Origin of the sequence: Mumia sp. ZJ1417, from assembly GCF_014127285.1 — a bacterium.
In the GTDB taxonomy this organism is placed as follows: domain Bacteria; phylum Actinomycetota; class Actinomycetes; order Propionibacteriales; family Nocardioidaceae; genus Mumia.
On the sequence record NZ_CP059901.1, the window covers coordinates 3,551,905 to 3,569,393 of the forward strand.

General features: G+C 72.7%; 16 protein-coding genes. 5 read left to right on the forward strand and 11 right to left on the reverse strand.

The genetic code is table 11. The features are described 5' to 3' along the window. Nucleotides 1-92 precede the first annotated feature (92 nt). Both H4N58_RS17220 and H4N58_RS17225 read left to right on the forward strand, forming a co-directional pair. A complete protein-coding gene (locus tag H4N58_RS17220) occupies nucleotides 93-1,688 on the forward strand; it encodes an alkaline phosphatase (RefSeq protein WP_167005997.1) in 1,596 nt (531 codons plus the stop codon). A gap of 15 nt (nucleotides 1,689-1,703) precedes the next feature. Beyond that, on the forward strand, nucleotides 1,704-2,426 hold the full coding sequence (locus tag H4N58_RS17225) for a dienelactone hydrolase family protein (RefSeq protein ID WP_167006000.1): 723 nt from the start codon (nucleotides 1,704-1,706) through the stop codon (nucleotides 2,424-2,426). Between the two features lie 3 nt (nucleotides 2,427-2,429). On the opposite strand, the gene H4N58_RS17230 is transcribed toward H4N58_RS17225, so the two are convergent. Genes H4N58_RS17230 through H4N58_RS17240 form a run of 3 tightly spaced genes read right to left on the reverse strand, consistent with a single transcriptional unit; the run spans nucleotide 2,430 to nucleotide 5,556 of the window. Continuing rightward, nucleotides 2,430-3,047 (reverse strand): TMEM175 family protein, encoded by a 618-nt coding sequence (locus H4N58_RS17230; RefSeq protein WP_167006003.1) that lies wholly within the window; start codon nucleotides 3,045-3,047, stop codon nucleotides 2,430-2,432. 11 nt (nucleotides 3,048-3,058) lie between these two features. After that, a complete protein-coding gene (locus H4N58_RS17235; protein WP_167006006.1) occupies nucleotides 3,059-3,958 on the reverse strand; it encodes a diacylglycerol kinase family protein in 900 nt (299 codons plus the stop codon). Beyond that, nucleotides 3,955-5,556: an FAD-binding oxidoreductase gene (locus tag H4N58_RS17240; protein ID WP_167251538.1), complete on the reverse strand. Its 1,602-nt coding sequence runs from the start codon at nucleotides 5,554-5,556 to the stop codon at nucleotides 3,955-3,957. The genes H4N58_RS17235 and H4N58_RS17240 overlap by 4 nt, the downstream gene beginning before the upstream one ends. A 59-nt stretch (nucleotides 5,557-5,615) precedes the next feature. Here H4N58_RS17240 and H4N58_RS17245 point away from each other — a divergent pair, with 59 nt between their 5' ends. Together H4N58_RS17245 and H4N58_RS17250 are read left to right on the forward strand one after the other, a co-directional pair. After that, complete coding sequence (locus H4N58_RS17245) at nucleotides 5,616-6,296, forward strand: TetR/AcrR family transcriptional regulator (RefSeq protein ID WP_167251536.1); 681 nt, start codon at nucleotides 5,616-5,618, stop codon at nucleotides 6,294-6,296. Further along, nucleotides 6,293-7,849, forward strand: a complete 1,557-nt coding sequence (locus H4N58_RS17250; protein ID WP_167006015.1) for a glycerol-3-phosphate dehydrogenase/oxidase — start codon at nucleotides 6,293-6,295, stop codon at nucleotides 7,847-7,849. Before H4N58_RS17245 ends, H4N58_RS17250 begins: the two co-directional genes overlap by 4 nt. Before the next feature lie 7 nt (nucleotides 7,850-7,856). Here the strand turns inward: H4N58_RS17250 and H4N58_RS17255 are convergent, their stop codons facing one another. The 8 genes from H4N58_RS17255 to H4N58_RS17290 form a co-directional block, all read right to left on the reverse strand. Further along, nucleotides 7,857-8,939 carry a PLP-dependent cysteine synthase family protein gene (locus tag H4N58_RS17255; protein ID WP_167006018.1) on the reverse strand — a complete coding sequence of 361 codons (1,083 nt, stop codon included), beginning with the start codon at nucleotides 8,937-8,939 and terminating at the stop codon, nucleotides 7,857-7,859. Nucleotides 8,940-8,944: 5 nt separating this feature from the next. After that, nucleotides 8,945-9,211: a DUF4229 domain-containing protein gene (locus tag H4N58_RS17260; RefSeq protein ID WP_167006021.1), complete on the reverse strand. Its 267-nt coding sequence runs from the start codon at nucleotides 9,209-9,211 to the stop codon at nucleotides 8,945-8,947. A gap of 34 nt (nucleotides 9,212-9,245) precedes the next feature. Then, nucleotides 9,246-10,838 (reverse strand): serine/threonine-protein kinase, encoded by a 1,593-nt coding sequence (locus tag H4N58_RS17265; protein WP_167006024.1) that lies wholly within the window; start codon nucleotides 10,836-10,838, stop codon nucleotides 9,246-9,248. Between the two features lie 106 nt (nucleotides 10,839-10,944). After that, nucleotides 10,945-13,380, reverse strand: coding sequence for an ABC transporter permease (locus H4N58_RS17270; protein ID WP_167251534.1), 2,436 nt, complete (start codon nucleotides 13,378-13,380; stop codon nucleotides 10,945-10,947). A gap of 1 nt (nucleotide 13,381) precedes the next feature. Next, on the reverse strand, nucleotides 13,382-14,170 hold the full coding sequence (locus tag H4N58_RS17275) for an ABC transporter ATP-binding protein (protein WP_167251532.1): 789 nt from the start codon (nucleotides 14,168-14,170) through the stop codon (nucleotides 13,382-13,384). Between the two features lie 87 nt (nucleotides 14,171-14,257). Next, on the reverse strand, nucleotides 14,258-14,950 hold the full coding sequence (locus H4N58_RS17280; protein WP_167006030.1) for a response regulator transcription factor: 693 nt from the start codon (nucleotides 14,948-14,950) through the stop codon (nucleotides 14,258-14,260). Then, a complete protein-coding gene (locus H4N58_RS17285; RefSeq protein ID WP_243843071.1) occupies nucleotides 14,947-16,140 on the reverse strand; it encodes a sensor histidine kinase in 1,194 nt (397 codons plus the stop codon). The genes H4N58_RS17280 and H4N58_RS17285 overlap by 4 nt, the downstream gene beginning before the upstream one ends. A gap of 69 nt (nucleotides 16,141-16,209) precedes the next feature. Continuing rightward, nucleotides 16,210-17,175, reverse strand: a complete 966-nt coding sequence (locus tag H4N58_RS17290; protein WP_167006035.1) for a threonine/serine dehydratase — start codon at nucleotides 17,173-17,175, stop codon at nucleotides 16,210-16,212. A 47-nt stretch (nucleotides 17,176-17,222) separates the two neighbouring features. Here H4N58_RS17290 and H4N58_RS17295 point away from each other — a divergent pair, with 47 nt between their 5' ends. Beyond that, complete coding sequence (locus tag H4N58_RS17295; protein ID WP_167006038.1) at nucleotides 17,223-17,480, forward strand: PLDc N-terminal domain-containing protein; 258 nt, start codon at nucleotides 17,223-17,225, stop codon at nucleotides 17,478-17,480. Nucleotides 17,481-17,489 lie beyond the last annotated feature (9 nt).

Consider the following 17,489-nt stretch of genomic DNA (forward strand, 5'->3'; position numbering starts at 1 on the left):
CCATCGCCCGGCGTACGTTCAGCGCGAGGACGACGCCCGATCCTCACCCGCACGTCACCCCACGTTCGCCCGGACGCGGAACCGTCTGAGCCATGACTCGCACTCAGCCCGAACCTGCCCTCGGCCGCCGTGCGCTGCTGCGCGGTGCGGCCGCCGTCGGGGCCGGCGCCGTCGTCCTCGGCTCCGGCGCCGCTTCTGCCACCGCCCGTACGACCTCCCGCTCCGCGCCCGCGCTCGTCCGGGCCGGCCGCCCTTCGCTCACCCACGGCGTCCAGGCCGGCGACGTGCTCACCCGGCAGGCCACGCTCTGGTCACGCGCGGACCGTCCCGCGCGGCTCGTCGCTGAGATTGCCCGCGACAGCTCGTTCCGCAAGGCCGTCACGCTCCGCGGTCCTGTCGTCACGCCCGAGTCCGACCTCACCGGTCGCTTCACCGTCCGGGGCCTTCCGGCGGGCGCCGACCTCCACTACCGCATCCGCGCCGTCGACCTTCGGGACCCGCGTCGCTCGAGCGCCCCCGAGGTCGGCCACCTCCGTACGGCTTCGGCCCGGGGCGAGGACGTGCGCTTCCTCTGGTCCGGCGACATCGCGGGGCAGGGCTGGGGGGTGAACCCTTCGTACGGAGGTTTCCGCATCGTCGACGCGATGGCGCGTCGTCAGGCCGACTTCTTCCTGTGCAGCGGCGACAACGTCTACGCGGACGGGCCTCTCACCGAGACCGTGACCCTGCCCGACGGCTCGCTCTGGCGCAACGTGGTCATCGACGAGAAGACGAAGGTCGCGGAGACTCTCGACGAGTTCCGCGGGCAGTTCAAATACAACCTCATGGCCGACAACTGGCGGCAATTCCTCGCCGACACCCCGCAGGTCACGCAGTGGGACGACCACGAGGTCACCAACAATTGGTATCCCGGTGAGATCCTCACCGACGCCCGCTACACCGAGAAACGCGTCGACGTGCTCGCCGAGCGCGGGCGGCGCGCCTTTCACGAGTACATGCCCGTCGCACCGCTCTCACCGGACCCCGACGGACGCCTCTACCGTGTCCTGCACCTCGGTCCCATGCTCGACCTGTTCGTCCTCGACATGCGTACCCACAAGGATCCGAACACGCCCGGCGCCGAGGCCGAGCGCGACGGCGGCGTTCTCGGGCCCACGCAGACCCGCTGGCTGATCCGTGAGCTCGAGCGCTCGCGGGCGACGTGGAAGGTGATCGCCGCGGACCTGCCCATCGGCCTCGTCGTCCCAGACGGCACCGCTCAGGAGGGCATCGGCCAGGGGGATCCTGGCGCTCCGCGCGGGCGCGAGCTCGACCTCGCCCCCGTGCTCACCGCGCTGCAGCGGCTCGGCATCCGCAACCACGTATGGCTCACCGCGGACGTCCACTACACCGCGGCCCACCACTACTCCCCCGACCGTGCCGCGTACCAGGACTTCGACCCGTTCTGGGAGTTCGTCTCCGGCCCGCTCAACGCCGGGGCGTTCGGCCCCAACGCGCTCGACGCGACCTTCGGCCCCCGCACGGAGTTTGTGGCGGCGCCCCCGCGAGCGAACACCTCGCCGGCGGAGGGCTGGCAGTTCTTCGGCGAGGTCGAGATCGACGGGCGTACGGAGGAGCTGACCGTCACCCTGCGCGACATCGAGGGTGCGGCGCTGTTCCAGAGGACCCTGTCACCCCACCGCCGCTAGCCGTACCGTGTCGGCATGCCTGACATCGACCTGAGCCGCACCGCAGTCCCTGACGCGTCCCGTCACCTGCGCGGCTACCTCGCCGAACCCACTAGTCCCGGCCCCTGGCCGGGGGTGGTTCTCATCCACGAGGCGTTCGGGCTCGACGACAACATGCGCCGTCACGCCGACCGGTTGGCGGAGATGGGGTACGCGACGCTGGCGGTCGACCTCTACAGCGACGGCGGCGCGCGGCGGTGCCTCGTCGCGACCTGCCGCGCGTTCCTCAGCGGCAAGGGGCGCGCCTTCTCCGACATCGACGCGGCCCGCCAGTGGCTGGTGGACCGCAAGATCACGACCGGCAAGGTCGGCGTGATCGGGTTCTGCCTCGGCGGCGGCTTCGCGCTGCTCGTCGCGGGCCGGGGCGGCTACGACGCGGCCAGCGTGAACTACGGCCTCATCCCCAAGGACCTCGACGACGTCGTGGCAGCCTCGTGCCCGGTCGTGGCGTCGTACGGCACGAAGGACCGCACGGTCCGCAACGGCGCGGCGCAACTCGAGACCGCGCTCACCGCGGCAGGCGTCCCGCACGAGATCAGCGAGTACGACGGCGCGGGGCACGCCTTCCTCAACGACGCGCAGGGTGGGCCGCGCGTGCTCCAGCCCGTGCTGCGCGTCGCCGGGATCGGCCCCGACCCCGAGGCCGCACCGCAGGCGTGGAGGCGGATCGGCGCGTTCTTCGCCGAGCACCTGCGCTGAGCGTCATGCGGTGCCGCGCCGGCGCCACGCCGCGCTCAGATGCTCGAGCGGGCCCGTGAGGAACAGCAGGAACAGCGCATAGATCCCGATCGAGGGCACGGCGATCGTGACGCCGAGCGCGACCACGAGCAGCGCGACGGTCGCGACGCCCGACGGCTCCGCCACCCATCTCGCGGTGTCCTCGTCGTCACGCAGCAGCGTCGGGCGCCACCGACCCCACCATCCCAGCGCCACGAGCGCCGCGATCGCGACCAGCAGCGTCCCGACGTAGGTCGGTGCCGCGCCAGCGATCCCGTCCGAGGCGTCGAGCAGCTGGGTGGTGAACGGCAGCAGCACGATCGTCAGCAGCCACACGAAGTGCAGCGCGACGACCCCGCCGTCGTACGACCTGAAGTGCTCCATCATCGCGTGGTGGTTGCCCCACAGCACCCAGATGACGAGGAAGCTGATCGCGAAGCTCACGAACGCGTCGCCCTCGTCCGACACCAGGTCGAGCACGCTGTCGGCACCGTTCGCCCGGGAGACGACGTCGACCAGCGGGAGGACGAGCAACGTCAGCGCGATCGCGACGACGGCGTCGCTGAAGGCGAGGAGCCGGTCGAGGCCGCGTTCGGACCGCATGTGCCGCAGCCCTACCCCGGCACGACCAGCCGCAGCGCGCCCGCACGGAGCCGTACGGTCACCGGCAGCGTGCCGATCTCGTCGCCGTCCATGCACAAAGGCACCGCGGCGTCGGCGCTGATGGTGAGCACCGTCGTCCGGTGCACGTCGACGGCGTCGCGCTCGACGTGGCGCCCCGTCCGCGCCTCAGACATGTAGGAGGCCATGTTGCGCCGGCCGAGCCCGTCGGTGCGCGCCACCATCACGTCGATCAGCCCGTCGTCCACCTCGGCCGACGGCACGATCTTCAGCCCGTGGCCGTACCAGCCGGAGTTCGCCGCGATCACGCTGTGCGCCCGCACCTCGCGCGTGCCGTCGTCGGTCGTGAGCGTGAACGTCGGAGCCCGCCAGGTGATCATCGCCAGCGGCCCGCCCGCCCGGTACGCCACGATCGCCGGCACCCGACGAAGGCGGTTGATGATCCGGGTCGCCCGCGAGTCCACACCGACGTACAGGTTGCCCGGGACGACGACGCCGTCCGCCTCCATCACGTCGACCTCGCGCACGCGGCCGCCGAGCAGCATCTCGGCCAGCCCCGCCGCATCGTCCGGAACCCCGAGCTTGTGCGCGAAATCGTTGCCCCGCCCGCCCGGCACGATCGCCATCGTCCCGGAGGCGGCGACGACACCGCCGGCCACGTCGCGCACCATGCCGTCACCACCGACGGCGACGGCGACCCGCCCCTCGCGCGCGGCGACGGCAGAGGCCTCAGCGGCATGCACCGCGCTCTCGGTCACCACCGTCACGACGTCCTCGCCCGCCTCACGCAGCAGCGCCGCCACCGGCTCCCACGCGTCCTGCGCCGCGCGCTTGCCGGAGATCGGGTTCACCAGCGCGGTGAACCCACGGGCCTCCGTACGACCGGTGCTCATCGCGACACCAGGACGCCGGGGTTGAGGATCCCGGCCGGGTCGAGCGTGGCCTTCACGGCGCGCAGCACGTCGACGCCGAGCGGGCCGATCTCCTCGGCGTACGTGTCGCGGTGGTCGCGCCCGACCCCGTGGTGGTGCGTGATCGCGGCACCGACGCCGCGGATCGCCGCGTTCGCGGCGGCCTTCGCGCTCCCCCACTGCGCGAGCGCGTCCTCCGACTGAGGGCACGCGACGGTGAAGTAGAGCGACGCCCCCGTCTCGTACACGTGCGAGAGGTGGCACATCACCAGCGACGGCAGCTCGTACACCAGCAGCGCGCCCTGGACGGCCTCGGTCACTGCCTGCTTGAGACGCGGGACGTTCGACCAGAACGTCACTGTCTCGAGCGTCTCGACGAGGGCGCCGGCATCGAGCAGGGGGTCGCGCAGGTACGGCCCGTGGAACCGGCCCGTACGCCACTTCTCCCCCGCCTCCTCGCCCAGCAGCTCGCCACCGAGCTCGAGAAGCACAGAGGTCGCGGCGGCGCGGCGCGCGGCGACCTCGTCTGGCGCACCCTCGTACCCGGTGATGGCGAGGCACCCCGAAGAGCCGCTGCCGGCCGACGCCGGATCGGCGAGGTTGAGCGCCGTCTCGACCTCGTCGGACAGCCGCAGCACGGTCGGCAGTGGTCCGTCCTGCGCGAGCCGGCGCACCGCCTCGGCCCCCGCCTCGAACGACGCGAAGCGCCACCCCTCGAACACGCGCACCGTCGGCACCGGGCGCACCCGCACCGTCACCGACGTGATCACGCCGAGCGTCCCCTCCGAGCCCAGGACGAGCTGGCGCAGGTCCGGTCCGGCGGCCGACTTCGGCGCCGTGCCGAGCTCCAGCGTGCCGCGGGGTGTCGCGAGGACCAGCCCGACGACCATGTCGTCGAAGCGCCCGTACCCCGCCGAGGACTGACCCGCCGAGCGCGCAGCCGCGTACCCGCCGATCGACGCTCCCTCGTACGACTGCGGGAAGTGCCCGAGCGTGAAGCCGTCGGCCTGCAGCAGCTCCTCGGCGCGAGGGCCTCGCGTCCCCGCCCGCAGGGTCGCCGTCCGCGACACGGCATCGAGCGAGGTCAGCCCCTCCAGGCGCCCCAGGTCGAGCGCGACCACACCGTGGAAGCCCTCGTGGTCGGGTGTGAGGCCACCGACGACGGACGTGCCGCCGGAGTACGGCACGACGGCGACCGCAGCGTCGCTGCAGATCCGCAGGACCTCGACGACCTCGTCGTGGCCGCCCGGGCGCAGCACGAGGTCGGGGGCATCGGACGCGTCGCCGGCACGCATCTTGAGGATGTCGGGAGTCGACCAGCCCCGGGTGTGCCGGAGGCGGTCGACGGCTTCGTCGCTCACGTACGGCGCGCCGAGCGCCTCGACCAGCGCCGTACGGGTCGCGGCCGGCACCGCCGACGCCCCGAGCGCGACGTCCTCGGGGGCGACCGGCGCGGCGAGCGGGTGGATGCCGAGCGCGTCGAGCGTGGCTTGGAGGCTCTCGGGGAGCGTGATCGCGTGCTCCGGGTTGCCCCAGCGATCGGGGGCGAAGTCCACCACAGGAAGGTCCAGCTCCGACATACGACGTGCTCCGATCTCGACGCGTCCGCACCCTCAGGCGGTGCTAAGTTGAACACATCATGCCAGAACGTTTAAATGTACGGCCGAATCTTGGCCGGTCGAATCTTGAGCGGGCCCGCTCCCAGCCGGCCGCGTCAGGCAAGGCGATCCCCGAGGACCGCATCCTCGACGCGGCCGCCGACGCCGTCCTCGAGGTCGGCCTGGACAGGCTCACGATGGCCGACCTGGCCGTACGGGCGGGCGTCGCGCGCGGCACGCTCTATCGGCGCTGGGAGAACGTCCGCGCCGTCGTCGCCGCGCTGCTGACCCGCGAGTGGGCACGCGTCGTGGCCGAGTCCGTCCCCCAAGACCTGCCCACCGCGCGCGAACGGCTTGTCACCGGGGCCGTCCGCACGATCGCGACGATCCGCGCCCACCCGATCCACCGGGCGATCGTCGAGTCCGACCCCGAGCTCCTCGTCCCGTACGTCTTCCAGCGCCTCGGTCGCACGCCCGCGCACATGCTCAGCACGCTCGAGGACGGGCTGCGCACCGGCCATGAGGACGGCTCCGTACGGGTTCTCGACCCTGTCCTGCAGGCCCGTACCGTCCTCCTGCTGGCGTGGTCCTTCGTGGTCACCGCGCCCGTCGTCGTCGGATCGACCACCGGAGCCGGTCCGGAGCTGGACGCCCTCGACGCCCAGCTCGCCACCGCCCTCGACCAGTACCTCTCCCCCGACCCCGAGGACGGCCGCACATGAGCCCCTCCCCCACGAGCTCCCTCGACCGCACGCGGCGCGCCCGCGACCTCGCCGACCTCGCCGCGCAGCGCGAGCCGGTCGACCTCCTGGTCGTCGGCGGCGGCGTCACGGGAGCAGGCGTCGCCCTCGACGCGGCCTCCCGCGGCCTGTCGGTGATCCTCGTCGAGAAGCACGACCTCGCCTTCGGCACGAGCCGCTGGAGCTCCAAGCTCGTGCACGGCGGCCTGCGCTACCTCGGGACCGGCGACGTCGGCGTCGCGTACGAGAGCGCCGTCGAGCGTGGCATCCTCATCGAGCGCACCGCGCCGCACCTCGTCCGCGCGCTGCCCAACGTCTTCCCTCTCCTCGACTCGGTCGACACGCTGACCGCCTCGATGGTTCGCGCCGGATACCTCGCGGGCGACGCGCTGCGCCGTGCCGCCGGCACCTCGGGCCGTACGCTGCCGCGCTCGCGCCGCCTGTCCGCGCTCGAGGTCCAGCGTGTCGCGCCGACCGTCCGCGCCGCGGGTCTGCGCGGCGGCTTCGCCTTCTGGGACGGGCAGCTCGCCGACGACGCACGCCTGGTCGTCGGCCTCGCTCGTACGGCCGCGGCGCTCGGCGCCCGCGTCCTTACCCGTACCGCGGCCGTGGAGGTGACGGGCAGCGGGGCCGTGCTGCGTGACACGCTCACAGGCGAGTCGCTCACCGTCCACGCGCGCACCGTCGTCAACGCAACCGGAGTGTGGGCCGACACTCTCGCCCCCGGCATCACGATGCGTCCCAGCCGCGGCACACACCTCGTCGTACGGGCCGAGACCTTCGGCGGGCTCACGTCGGCGCTCATGGCGCCGGTCCCGGGGCACCGTACGCGGTTCGTCTTCGCGCTGCCGACCGACGACGACCGGGTCTACGTCGGGCTCACCGACGAGGAGGTCCGCGGCGCGGTCCCGGACGTCCCGACGGCGAGCGAGGCCGAGATCGACTTCCTGCTCGCCACGATCTCGCGCGCTCTGCAGCGGCCACTGACCCGCGCTGACGTCATCGGGACCTTCTCTGGCCTGCGACCGCTGCTCGACACCGGTGACGACCAGACGTCCGACCTGTCACGCAAGCACGTGGTGCTCACCGGCGACGACGGCCTGGTCAGCGTCGTCGGCGGCAAGCTCACGACGTACCGGCGGATGGCCGAGGACGCCGTCGACGCCGCCCTCGCGACACCGGGGTGGGCCGCTGCGCGCCGGACGGCAGGCCCTTCTCGCACGACACGCCTCCCGCTCGTCGGAGCCGCCGACCGTACGACGCTGGCGGCGATCGACGCCCCACCGCGCCTGGTCGCCCGGTACGGCACGGAGGCGCTCACGGTAGTCGCCGAAGCCGGTGGCGACCAGGACGTCCTCGCACCGATCGCCCCGCACATCCCGACCACGCCGGCGGAGCTCGCCTTCGCCGTACGGCACGAGGGTGCCCTCGACGTCGACGACCTGCTGGGGCGACGGACTCGTGTCGGTCTCGTCGAGGCCGACCGGGCGCTCGCGCTCCCCTTCGCCGAGGCGGCGCTGTCGCTCGGGCGGTGACCCGCGCTCAGCCCTCGAAGACGCCGGTCTCCTCGTACGAGGCCAGCGTCGCCTCGTACGGAGCGATGTCCAAGCCGTGGAGCGTCAGCCACTCGTCGTCGTAGTACGTCGCGGCGTAGCGGTCGCCCGAGTCGCACAGCAGCGTCACGACGCTCCCGCTCTCACCGCCCTGGCGCATCCGCTCGATCACGGTCAGCGCACCCCAGAGGTTCGTCCCGGTCGACGCACCGACGCTGCGCCCCAGGCGGCGCGTGCACCACCGCATGGCTGCGACCGACGCCGCATCAGGGACTCTCAGCATGTCGTCGATGACACCGCCGACGAACGACGGCTCGATGCGCGGACGCCCGATGCCCTCGATCCGCGAGGGGCTGCCGGTCGTGTAGTCCGACGTGTCCAGGTCCCACCCGTCGAGGAAGGCCGAGTTCTCTGGATCTGCGACCATCACCTGCGTCGCGTGGCGCTGGTAGCGCACGTAGCGCCCGATCGTCGCCGACGTCCCTCCCGTACCGGCACTGACCACGATCCAGCGCGGGACGGGGTGGCGCTCGTGCGCCATCTGGACGAACACCGACTCCGCGATGTTGTTGTTGCCCCGCCAGTCGGTCGCCCGCTCGGCGAACGTGAACTGGTCCATGTAGTGCCCACCGCACTCGGCCGCGAGCCTCGCGGCCTCGGCGTACATGTCGGGCGGCCTGTCCACGAAGTGGCAACGGCCTCCGTACCACTCGATCAGCCTGATCTTTGCCGAGCTCGTGCTGCGCGGCATCACCGCCACGAAGGGGACGCCGATGAGACGGGCGAAGTAGGCCTCGCTGACCGCGGTCGACCCGCTGGACGCCTCCACGATCGTCGTGTCGGGGCCGACCCAGCCGTTACACAGGGCGTAGAGGAACAACGAACGGGCGAGCCGGTGCTTCAGCGAGCCCGTGGGGTGGACAGACTCGTCCTTGAGATAGAGCTCGATCCCCGGTGGGCCGGGCAGCGGGAAGACGTGCAGATGCGTGTCGGCACTGCGGTTGGCGTCGGCGTCGACCCGGCGTACGGCCTCGTCGACCCAGGCCCGACGGGCGGGCGACGAGCGCGGCAACGGGATCAGTCCACGTCTTCGGCGCTGCGTGCTGCCTCGAACCGGTCGTGCATCTTGTCGGCCCGCACCTTGAGGGCGAGAGCGACCTGGTCACGCATGCCGCGCAGGAGGACCAGGGAGGCGACGGCGGAGATGACCAGCGCGATCAGCGCCACCCACAGGCCCGTCACGGAGTTCCACTCGAGCCAGATCGAGGCGACGAGGCCGACGACGACGAAGGCCACGACGAAGAAGCCGAGGCGGGCGAGGGTGTAACGGGCGAAAGCACTCACGCTGCGAGCGTACCTGCGACCCCCTCGTGCCACCTCAACCGGTGCGAGGAGGGGTGTTCTCGGGTCCCGGCGTCGGCAGCGCCTCACCGTCGTCGTTCGGCGTCGGCTCCTCCGGGGAGGGCGCGGTCGTGGTGGGCGGCGCGGTCGTGGAGGGCGGCGGCGTCGTCGTCGGAGGGGGCGTCGTCGTCGGAGGCGCGGTCGTCGTCGGGGTGGTCTGCGTCGGCGTCGTCGGTGGCGGGGTGGTCGTCCGCGTCGCCGTCGGGGTCGGCGTCGTGGGTGCCGTGGTCGAGGTCGACGGTGGTGTCGTCGGCGTCTGGGAGGTCGTCGTCGGAGTCGTCGGATCGGTCGTCGGGTCGGTCGGCGACTCCGGGTCGCGATCACCCGAGGCGAGCGCCCACCAGACGGCCGCGACCGCCGCGACCACGACGAGCGCGACGACGATCCACGGGACGCGTCGCGCCCACGCTCCATCCGCCCCGTCCGCGTCGGTGGGGCCGGTCTGCACCGGAGTCGGGGTCGGGGTCGGGGTCGGCGCTGGGGTCGACTCTTCGACCGCCGGCTGGGAAGCCGTGTCGGCCGCGGTGTCGGCCTCTGCGCCCTCGTCGGGCACCGTATCGGCGGCAGCCTCTGCTGCCGCCGCGGCTGCGGCTCCCGCAAGAACCGCCGTCGCTCCCACGGCGGTCGCCGCGCGCTCTGTGGGGTCATCGTCCACCGGCTCGCCCCCTACGACCGTCTCCTCGCCCGTCGGGTCACCGATCACGACCCCGGCCGCCGTGAGCGCGGCTGCGACGTCGCCCCCGGACGCGAGGGCGCGCAGCGCCGACGCCGCACCACGCGCGTCGGGCCGGTCCTCGGGCTCACGGCGTGTCATCGCGCCGAGGACGAGCGCCCAGTCCGCGCCCAGCTCGGCCGGGATCCGCGGCGGACGGTGCAGTCGCGCCGACAGCGTCTCGACGCGCGACCCTGGGAAGGCTTCCTCGCCGGTGAGCGCCTCGAGCAGCACGAGCCCGAGCGCGTACACGTCGGCGCGCGGGCCTACGTCGTCGAGCACCGCCTGCTCGGGGCTGAGGTAGCGCGCCGTCCCGACCAGGAGGTCAGGCGAGGTCAGCCGCGTCCCCTCGAGGTAGCGGGAGACCCCGAAGTCGGTGAGCTTCACCTGGTACGACCCACCGGTCCGCTCCACGAGCATCACGTTGGAGGGCTTGACGTCGCGGTGGATCACGCCGGCATCGTGGATAGCGCCGAGCGCCTCGCCGAGCTGGGCGCCGATGTCGGCGACGGCCTCCGACGGGAGCGGACCGCCGAGCAACGCCCGGCTCAGGGTCTGGCCCGGGACGAACTCCATGACGAGGTACGGGTGGTCGCCCTCGGGCTGCACGTCGAAGACGATGACGACCCCTGGGTGCGAGACGCCGGCGCCGATCCGCGCCTCCATCTCGTGCCGCCGCAGCGCGTCCTCGGCCTCGATCCCGGCCTCCGCGCGCATCACCTTGACGGCGACCACCCGCCCGAGCAGCTCGTCGCGCGCTCGATAGACGTCGGCCATCCCGCCACGCCCCACGAGCGCCAACAGACGGTAGCGCCCGTCGATGAGCTCACCGACCCGGTCGTTCGCCGGCTCCGACATCGACGACGGCCCCACCTTTCTCGTCCTGGCTCGCCGTACCCCGCGGCGGCGATCGCCCGCCTCCATTGTGAGGGGTCGGCGAGCCAGGCCGAAACCGACGAGCCGGTCAGAGCGCCGCGATGCCTTCCGCGGGTGCGATGCGAGCGGCTCGGCGGGAAGGCAGGACGGACGCCGCCAGGCCGAGCAGGAGCACCGCCGCGAGGACGAGCGCGACCTGCCCCCACGGAACCGAGAGCCCGACGTCGTCCATCAGTCCGGCCGTGGTGGCCCGCACGCCCAGCCATCCGTACGCCGTCCCGAGAACGGTGCCGAGGACCGCGCCCACCCCTGCCATCAGCAGCGCCTCCGCGCCGAGCGTGAACCGCAGGCCCCTCCGGCTCAGCCCGAGCGCGCGCAGGAGGGCGTTCTCTCGCGTGCGTTCGAGCACCGACAGGCTCAGTGCACCCGCCATCCCGACTGCGGCGATGAGCACGGCGACGGCGAGCAGGCCCACGGTCACGGCGAGCACCACGTCGAGCTGCAGCACCACCCACCCGCGCTGCTCCAGGCCACCGACCAGCTGCCCGCCCGCGGGCGCGAGTGTCGCCACGTCGGCCATCACCTGCTCCGCGGGTGCGCCGTCGGCTCCGCGGGCCCACAGCGCGCGGGGCTTCTCGGAGACACCGAGTCCTGCGAGGGTGCCTGGCGCCACCAGCACGACCTCACCCACCGCGCCGCCGCCGCGCGGGCGCATCGTCACGAGGTCCGCACCCCCTCGTACGGCCGCTGTCTCCCCGTACGACAGGTCGAGCGCGGACGCGAGCTCTTCTCCGATGACGATCTCGCCCGGACCGGGGACGGCGTGATCACCTCTCATCACCGCCTGCGCCGCGTCATCGACCTCGAGCGCGAGGACGCGGTGCCCGTCCATCTCGATGCGGGCACCGTCCACGACCGCGACGGACTCGACACCGTCGAGCGCGGCGACCTGACGCTCGACGTCCGCCGGCAGCGCTCCCTCGGTCGCGACCAGACCGACGTCGAGCGCGTACGACTCGTCCAGGTCGCGGTCCACCGTCGTGCGCAGCGACGCCGATCCGACCACGACCGTCGTGATCAGCGTGACGCCGACGAGTAGTGCCGTGGACGACGACGCCGTACGACGGGGGTTGCGCACGACGTTGCCCGCCGCGAGGCGACCCGCCACGCCGGTACGACCGACCAGCGGACCGACCAGACGCAGCGCGGCCGGGACCATCAGCGGTGCCAGCACGACGACGCCGAGGAACGACAGCATGCCTCCGACGAGCCCGACAGGAAGGCGGTCGCCTGTCCCGACGGCCAGCCCGGCGGCCCCGGCACCGAACAGCAGCACCCCCGCGCCGATCCGCAGCCGTCCTGCGCGCCCGTCGAGACCGGTGGTCTCGTGCGGGCGAAGCGCCTCCAGCGGTGCGAGCCGTGCCACACGGCGCGCCGGCAGCACCGTCGCGCCGACGACCGTGAGGACACCGAGCACGAAGGGCACGACCACGCCCATGACAGTCAGCGAGGCCGACCCGAGGGTGAGGCCGGGGGTCCACGCCCGCATCGCCGCCACGGCCGTCAGCCCCAGCCCCCAGCCGACGACGACGCCGAGCGCCGACGCGGCGAGACCGAGCACCAGTGACTCCGTACGAAGCGAGCGGACGATCTGCTTGCGGGTCGCGCCGACGCAGCGCAGCAGCGCCAGCTCCCTGCGGCGCTGAGCCAGGACGATCGTGATCGTGTTGGCGATGACGAGCGCCCCGACGAAAGCGGCGACCGCCGCGAACACCAGGACGAGGCGCTGGATGATGTCGATGTCGCGGCTCGCGCTGACGATCTGGTCGTCGACCCAGGCGTCGCCCGTCATCACGACGTGCCCGTCGACGGCCGCCGAGCCGTCCAGCACGGCATGCACCGCATCGGCCTCCCCCTCGGCCGCGCGCACCGACACGTCGACCGAGGACACGACGTCGCCCAGCGTCGTCATCGTGTGCTCGTCGACGTAGAGAGAGGACCCGAGTGCGCCTGCCGCACCCTCCACGAGTCCGGTGACGACGACCTCCGGCGACGTACCGTCACCCTCGACCGCGAGGACGTCACCCACCGCCACCTCGTACCTCTCGGCGGTCGACCTCGAGACCAGAGCCTCGCCGCGGCCCTCGGGTGCCCGGCCCTCGACGACGTCCTGCCACCGCAGGCCGTCGTCCGCGCTGACGGTTCCGATGCTCATCAGGTGGCGCGACGGGCCCGCGACGACGTTGACGAAGGACCTGCGGTTGGCGACGACCGCCTCGACACCGTCGACGTCGGAGACCGCCGCGGCGACCCGCGCCGCGGTTGCCGCATCGGCGTCCATGACATCGACGACCGCGTCCGCGCCGGCGTACTGCGCCACGATCTCGGCACGAGCCCCGTCGCGGGCCGCACCGCTGAGCGCGTTGACCGCGACCATGAACGCGACCGCCATGACGATCGCGGCCCCCGCCGCGACGTACCGGCGTGCGTGGCCGCGCAGCGACCCCCACAGCACCGTGCGCACGTCAGCCCGCCAGCCCGGCGATGGCGGCCACGACGTCGTCGGCGCTCGGACGCACCAGCGTCCCCGCGAGCTGCCCGTCGCGCAGCAGCACCACACGGTCGGCGTACGAGGCAGCGGTCGGCTCGTGCGTCACCATCACGACCGTCTGGCCGAGCTCGTCGACCGAACGGCGCAGGAATCCGAGCACCTCGGCGCTCGAGCGGCTGTCCAGGTTGCCGGTGGGCTCGTCCGCGAACACCACGTCCGGCGACGACAGCAGCGCACGAGCGATCGCGACGCGCTGCTGCTGCCCGCCCGACAGCTCCGGCGGCCGGTGGGTGAGCCGGTCGGCCAGGCCGAGCACCTCGACGAGCTGGTCGAGGCGCCGCCAGTCCGGCTCACGGTTGGCGAGCTCGAGCGGCAAGAGGATGTTCTGGCGAGCGGTGAGGGTCGGGATCAGGTTGAACGCCTGGAAGACGAAGCCGACGTGCTCACGGCGGAACCGTGTGAGGGCGTTGTCGTCCAGGCTGCCGAGCGAGATACCGGCCACGGACACCTCTCCCGACGTCGGTGTGTCGAGCCCGGCGAGGCAGTGCATCAGGGTCGACTTGCCGGAGCCGGACGCGCCCATGATCGCGGTCAGGCGGGCCTTCTCGATGTCGAGGTCGACACCGTCGAGAGCGCGCACCTGCGCATCGCCGCGGCCATAACTCTTGACGAGCGCGCGGGTGCGAACGGCGATCGCGTCGAGCGGTGCTCCCTCCGGCTCGAGGGTGGTTCCGGGAGTACGAGGACGAGAAGAAGAGGTCATGCCGTCACGCTAGGTTCGGGCACCCCCGCGAAGCGTCGGCCTGAGGGTCGGTCCCGGCGCGACCCCGTCATACCGTGGTCGTACGGATCAGGGTGTGGGCCGCACCAGGCCGGCGTCGTACGCGAGGACCACGAGCTGGACCCGGTCGCGGCTCCCGGTCTTGGACAGCAGCCGGCCGATGTGTGTCTTCACGGTCGGCTCCGCGACGAAGAGGCTGCTGGCGATCTCGGTGTTGCTCAGGCCCTGGGCGATGAGCAGCAGGACCTCGCGCTCGCGGTCGGTCAACGCCTCCAGACGCGGGTCGGGTGGCTGCTCGTCGTCAGGAAGCTGGTCGGCGAACCGGTCGAGCATCCGGCGCGTGGCACTCGGCGCGACCACGGCGTCGCCACGGTGCACGTCACGGATCGCGCTGAGCAGCACCTCGGGAGGAGCGTCCTTCAGCAGGAACGCCGAGGCTCCCGCACGCAGCCCGGCGTACACGTACTCGTCGAGGTCGAAGGTCGTCAGCACCACGACCCGTGCCGTGACACCTCGCTCGGTCAGGGCACGGGTCGCGGCGACGCCGTCCATGCGGGGCATTCGCACGTCCATGAGGACCACGTCCGCGCCGGTGACCGACAGGCGCTCGACAGCGTCCAGGCCGTCGGCCGCCTCGCCCACGACCTCCATGTCGGGCTGCGACTCGACGAGCATCCGGAAGCCCGCCCGGACGAGCTGCTGGTCGTCGACGAGGAAGACCCGCAGAGGCCGGTCCGCCGGACCACCTGACGACGTGCTCACGTGCCCTCCTTGTCGTACGGGATCCTCGCCTCGACCCGGAACCCGCCCCCGAGCAGCGGGCCCGCCTCGACGGTTCCGTCGTGGAGGGCGATCCGTTCTCTGATCCCGAGGATCCCGTGCCCACCTCCGGCCGACGGCACCGGACCCACGTCCGCGGCATCCGGCAGCCGGCCCGCCGGAGCGGCAGCCCCACCATCGTCCTCCACGCGGACGAGAACGTGGTCCCCCGCGATCGCGACCTGCACCCGCGCCCGCACGTCCGGAGCCGCATGCTTCAACGTGTTGGTCAGTGCCTCCTGCACCACCCGGTAGACCGTGAGGCCGGCGGCCGGATCGATCTCCCGGGGGTCGCCGACGAGCTCGGTACGGACATCGAGCCCGCTGCGCCGCACCTGCTCGACCAGGCCACCGATGTCGGCCGCCGTCGGCATCGGCGTCCGCTCGGCCTGGGTCGCGTCCTCGTCCCCCCGCAGCAGCCCGAGCAGCCTTCGCATCTCGGCCAGCGACGCGCGCGAAGTGCGCGAGATGGTCTGCAGCGTCTCCACCGCCACCTCCGGGCGGGTCCGCGACGCGTACAGGGCGCCGTCGGCCTGGACGACGATCACCGACAGGCTGTGCGCGACGACGTCGTGCATCTCCCGCGCGATCCGAGCCCGTTCCGCGGCGGCGGCGATCGTCGCCTGCTGCGCGGCGTCGCGCTCGAGCTGCCGTGCTCGGTCCTCGAGCCCGGCGATGTACTCGCGCCGCGTCCGCATGTAGGCCCCCATCGCCCATGGTGCGAGCACGACGAGGCTCATCATCACGACGGTCGCGACCGTGCTCGTGCCCGGGGAGTCGCGGTACCAGTCGGCCGTGGACAGGACCGCGCCCAGGAACCCGACGCCGAGACCCGCCCGCCGAGCCCACAAAGGCCCGTACGCGGCGATCGCGTACAGCGACAGCAGCAGCGAGAGGTCGGCGTAGTACGGCACGTCGGTCACGAGCAGCTGTCCGGCCAGGAGGGCAGATACGGCGGCGAACGAAGCCACCGGCGCCGAACGCCGCCAGGCCAGCGGCAGGAAGATCAGGATCTGGTACGCCGCGTCGATACTGGCGGACATGCCGAGGGCGAACGGGATCAGCGGGACGATCAACATCCCCGTCAGTGCAGCGTCGACCCAGCCCGGGTGCGCCCGAATCCGCCCGACCATCGCTCTCACTACGTCAGGGTAGGCGCCCTCGGCGGGCCACCCATCAGACCACGGTCTGATCTCGCGGGATCACCCCAGCAGCCGCGCGAGCGTCTCCGGCGGCACGTTGCCCCCAGAGGCGACCGCCACCGTCGTCCCGGCCACCGGGCCGACCCTCCCCGCCAGGACTGCTGCGGCGGCGACCGCGCCGCTCGGCTCGACCACCAGCCGGGAACCTCGTACGACCGTGCCGACGGCGGCGAGGATCTCGTCCTCGCTCACCGTGACGACGTCGTCGACGAACGCCTGCACGTGTGCCCAGTTGAGGACTCCGACCGAGTCCGTCCGCAGCCCGTCGGCGACGGTGCGGGACGTGTCGGCGACCGACCACACGCGGCGCTCCCCGGCGGCCCACCCCTCTGCGAGGTCACCCGCAAGCTCCGGCTCGACCGCGATCACGCGCACGTCGGGGCGCAGCGCCTTGACGGCAGCCGCGATGCCGCTGACCAGCCCTCCCCCGCTGACCGGGACGAGCACCGTGCCGAGATCGGCGACCTGCTCGACGATCTCGAGCCCGACCGTTCCCTGGCCCGCGATCACGTCCGGGTCGTCGTACGGGGGGATCAGGACGGCGCCGGTCTCGGCGGCGATCTGCTCGGCGCGGGCGAGCCGCTCCGAGGGCGGCACGATCACGATCTCCGCACCCCAGCGGCGGGTCGCCTCAACCTTCAGCGACGGCGCGTTGTCGGGGATGACGATGGTGGCACGTACGCCGGCGGCCCTCGCCGCGTACGCGACCGCCTGCGCGTGGTTGCCCGACGAGTGCGTCACGACGCCCCTCTGGCGTTGTGCCGTGTCGAGCACCGCCACCGCGTTGGTCGCGCCGCGGAGCTTGAACGCCCCGGTCGGCTGAAGGGACTCCGCCTTCAGCCACAACGGCACGTCACCGTCGGGTTGCACCAGCGGGACGACCGGCGTCCGCAGGCACGTCGAGGCGATCCGCTCGGAGGCGTGCTCGATGTCGGAGAGGGTCACCAGCCGGGGGGATGCGCTCATACCTCCAGCCTAGGCAGAGTCCTCGCCCGCACGAGTAGGCTGGGCGCATGGCAAAGGCGATCCCGATCATCATCGTCGTCGCACTCGCGGTCTACACGCTGTTCGACGTGATCGCCACGCCGCGCGAGCGCATCCGGGCACTGCCCAAGCCCGTGTGGGTGCTGCTCGCGCTCGTCCCCGCGCTCGGGGTGCTGCTGTGGCTCACGGTCGGCAAGTCGCGGACGAAGCCGTCCGGCCCGCCGCGTCCGCAGCGACCGATCACCCGCGGGCCCGACGACGACCCCGACTTCCTCCGCGGCCTCTGACCGGCGGCG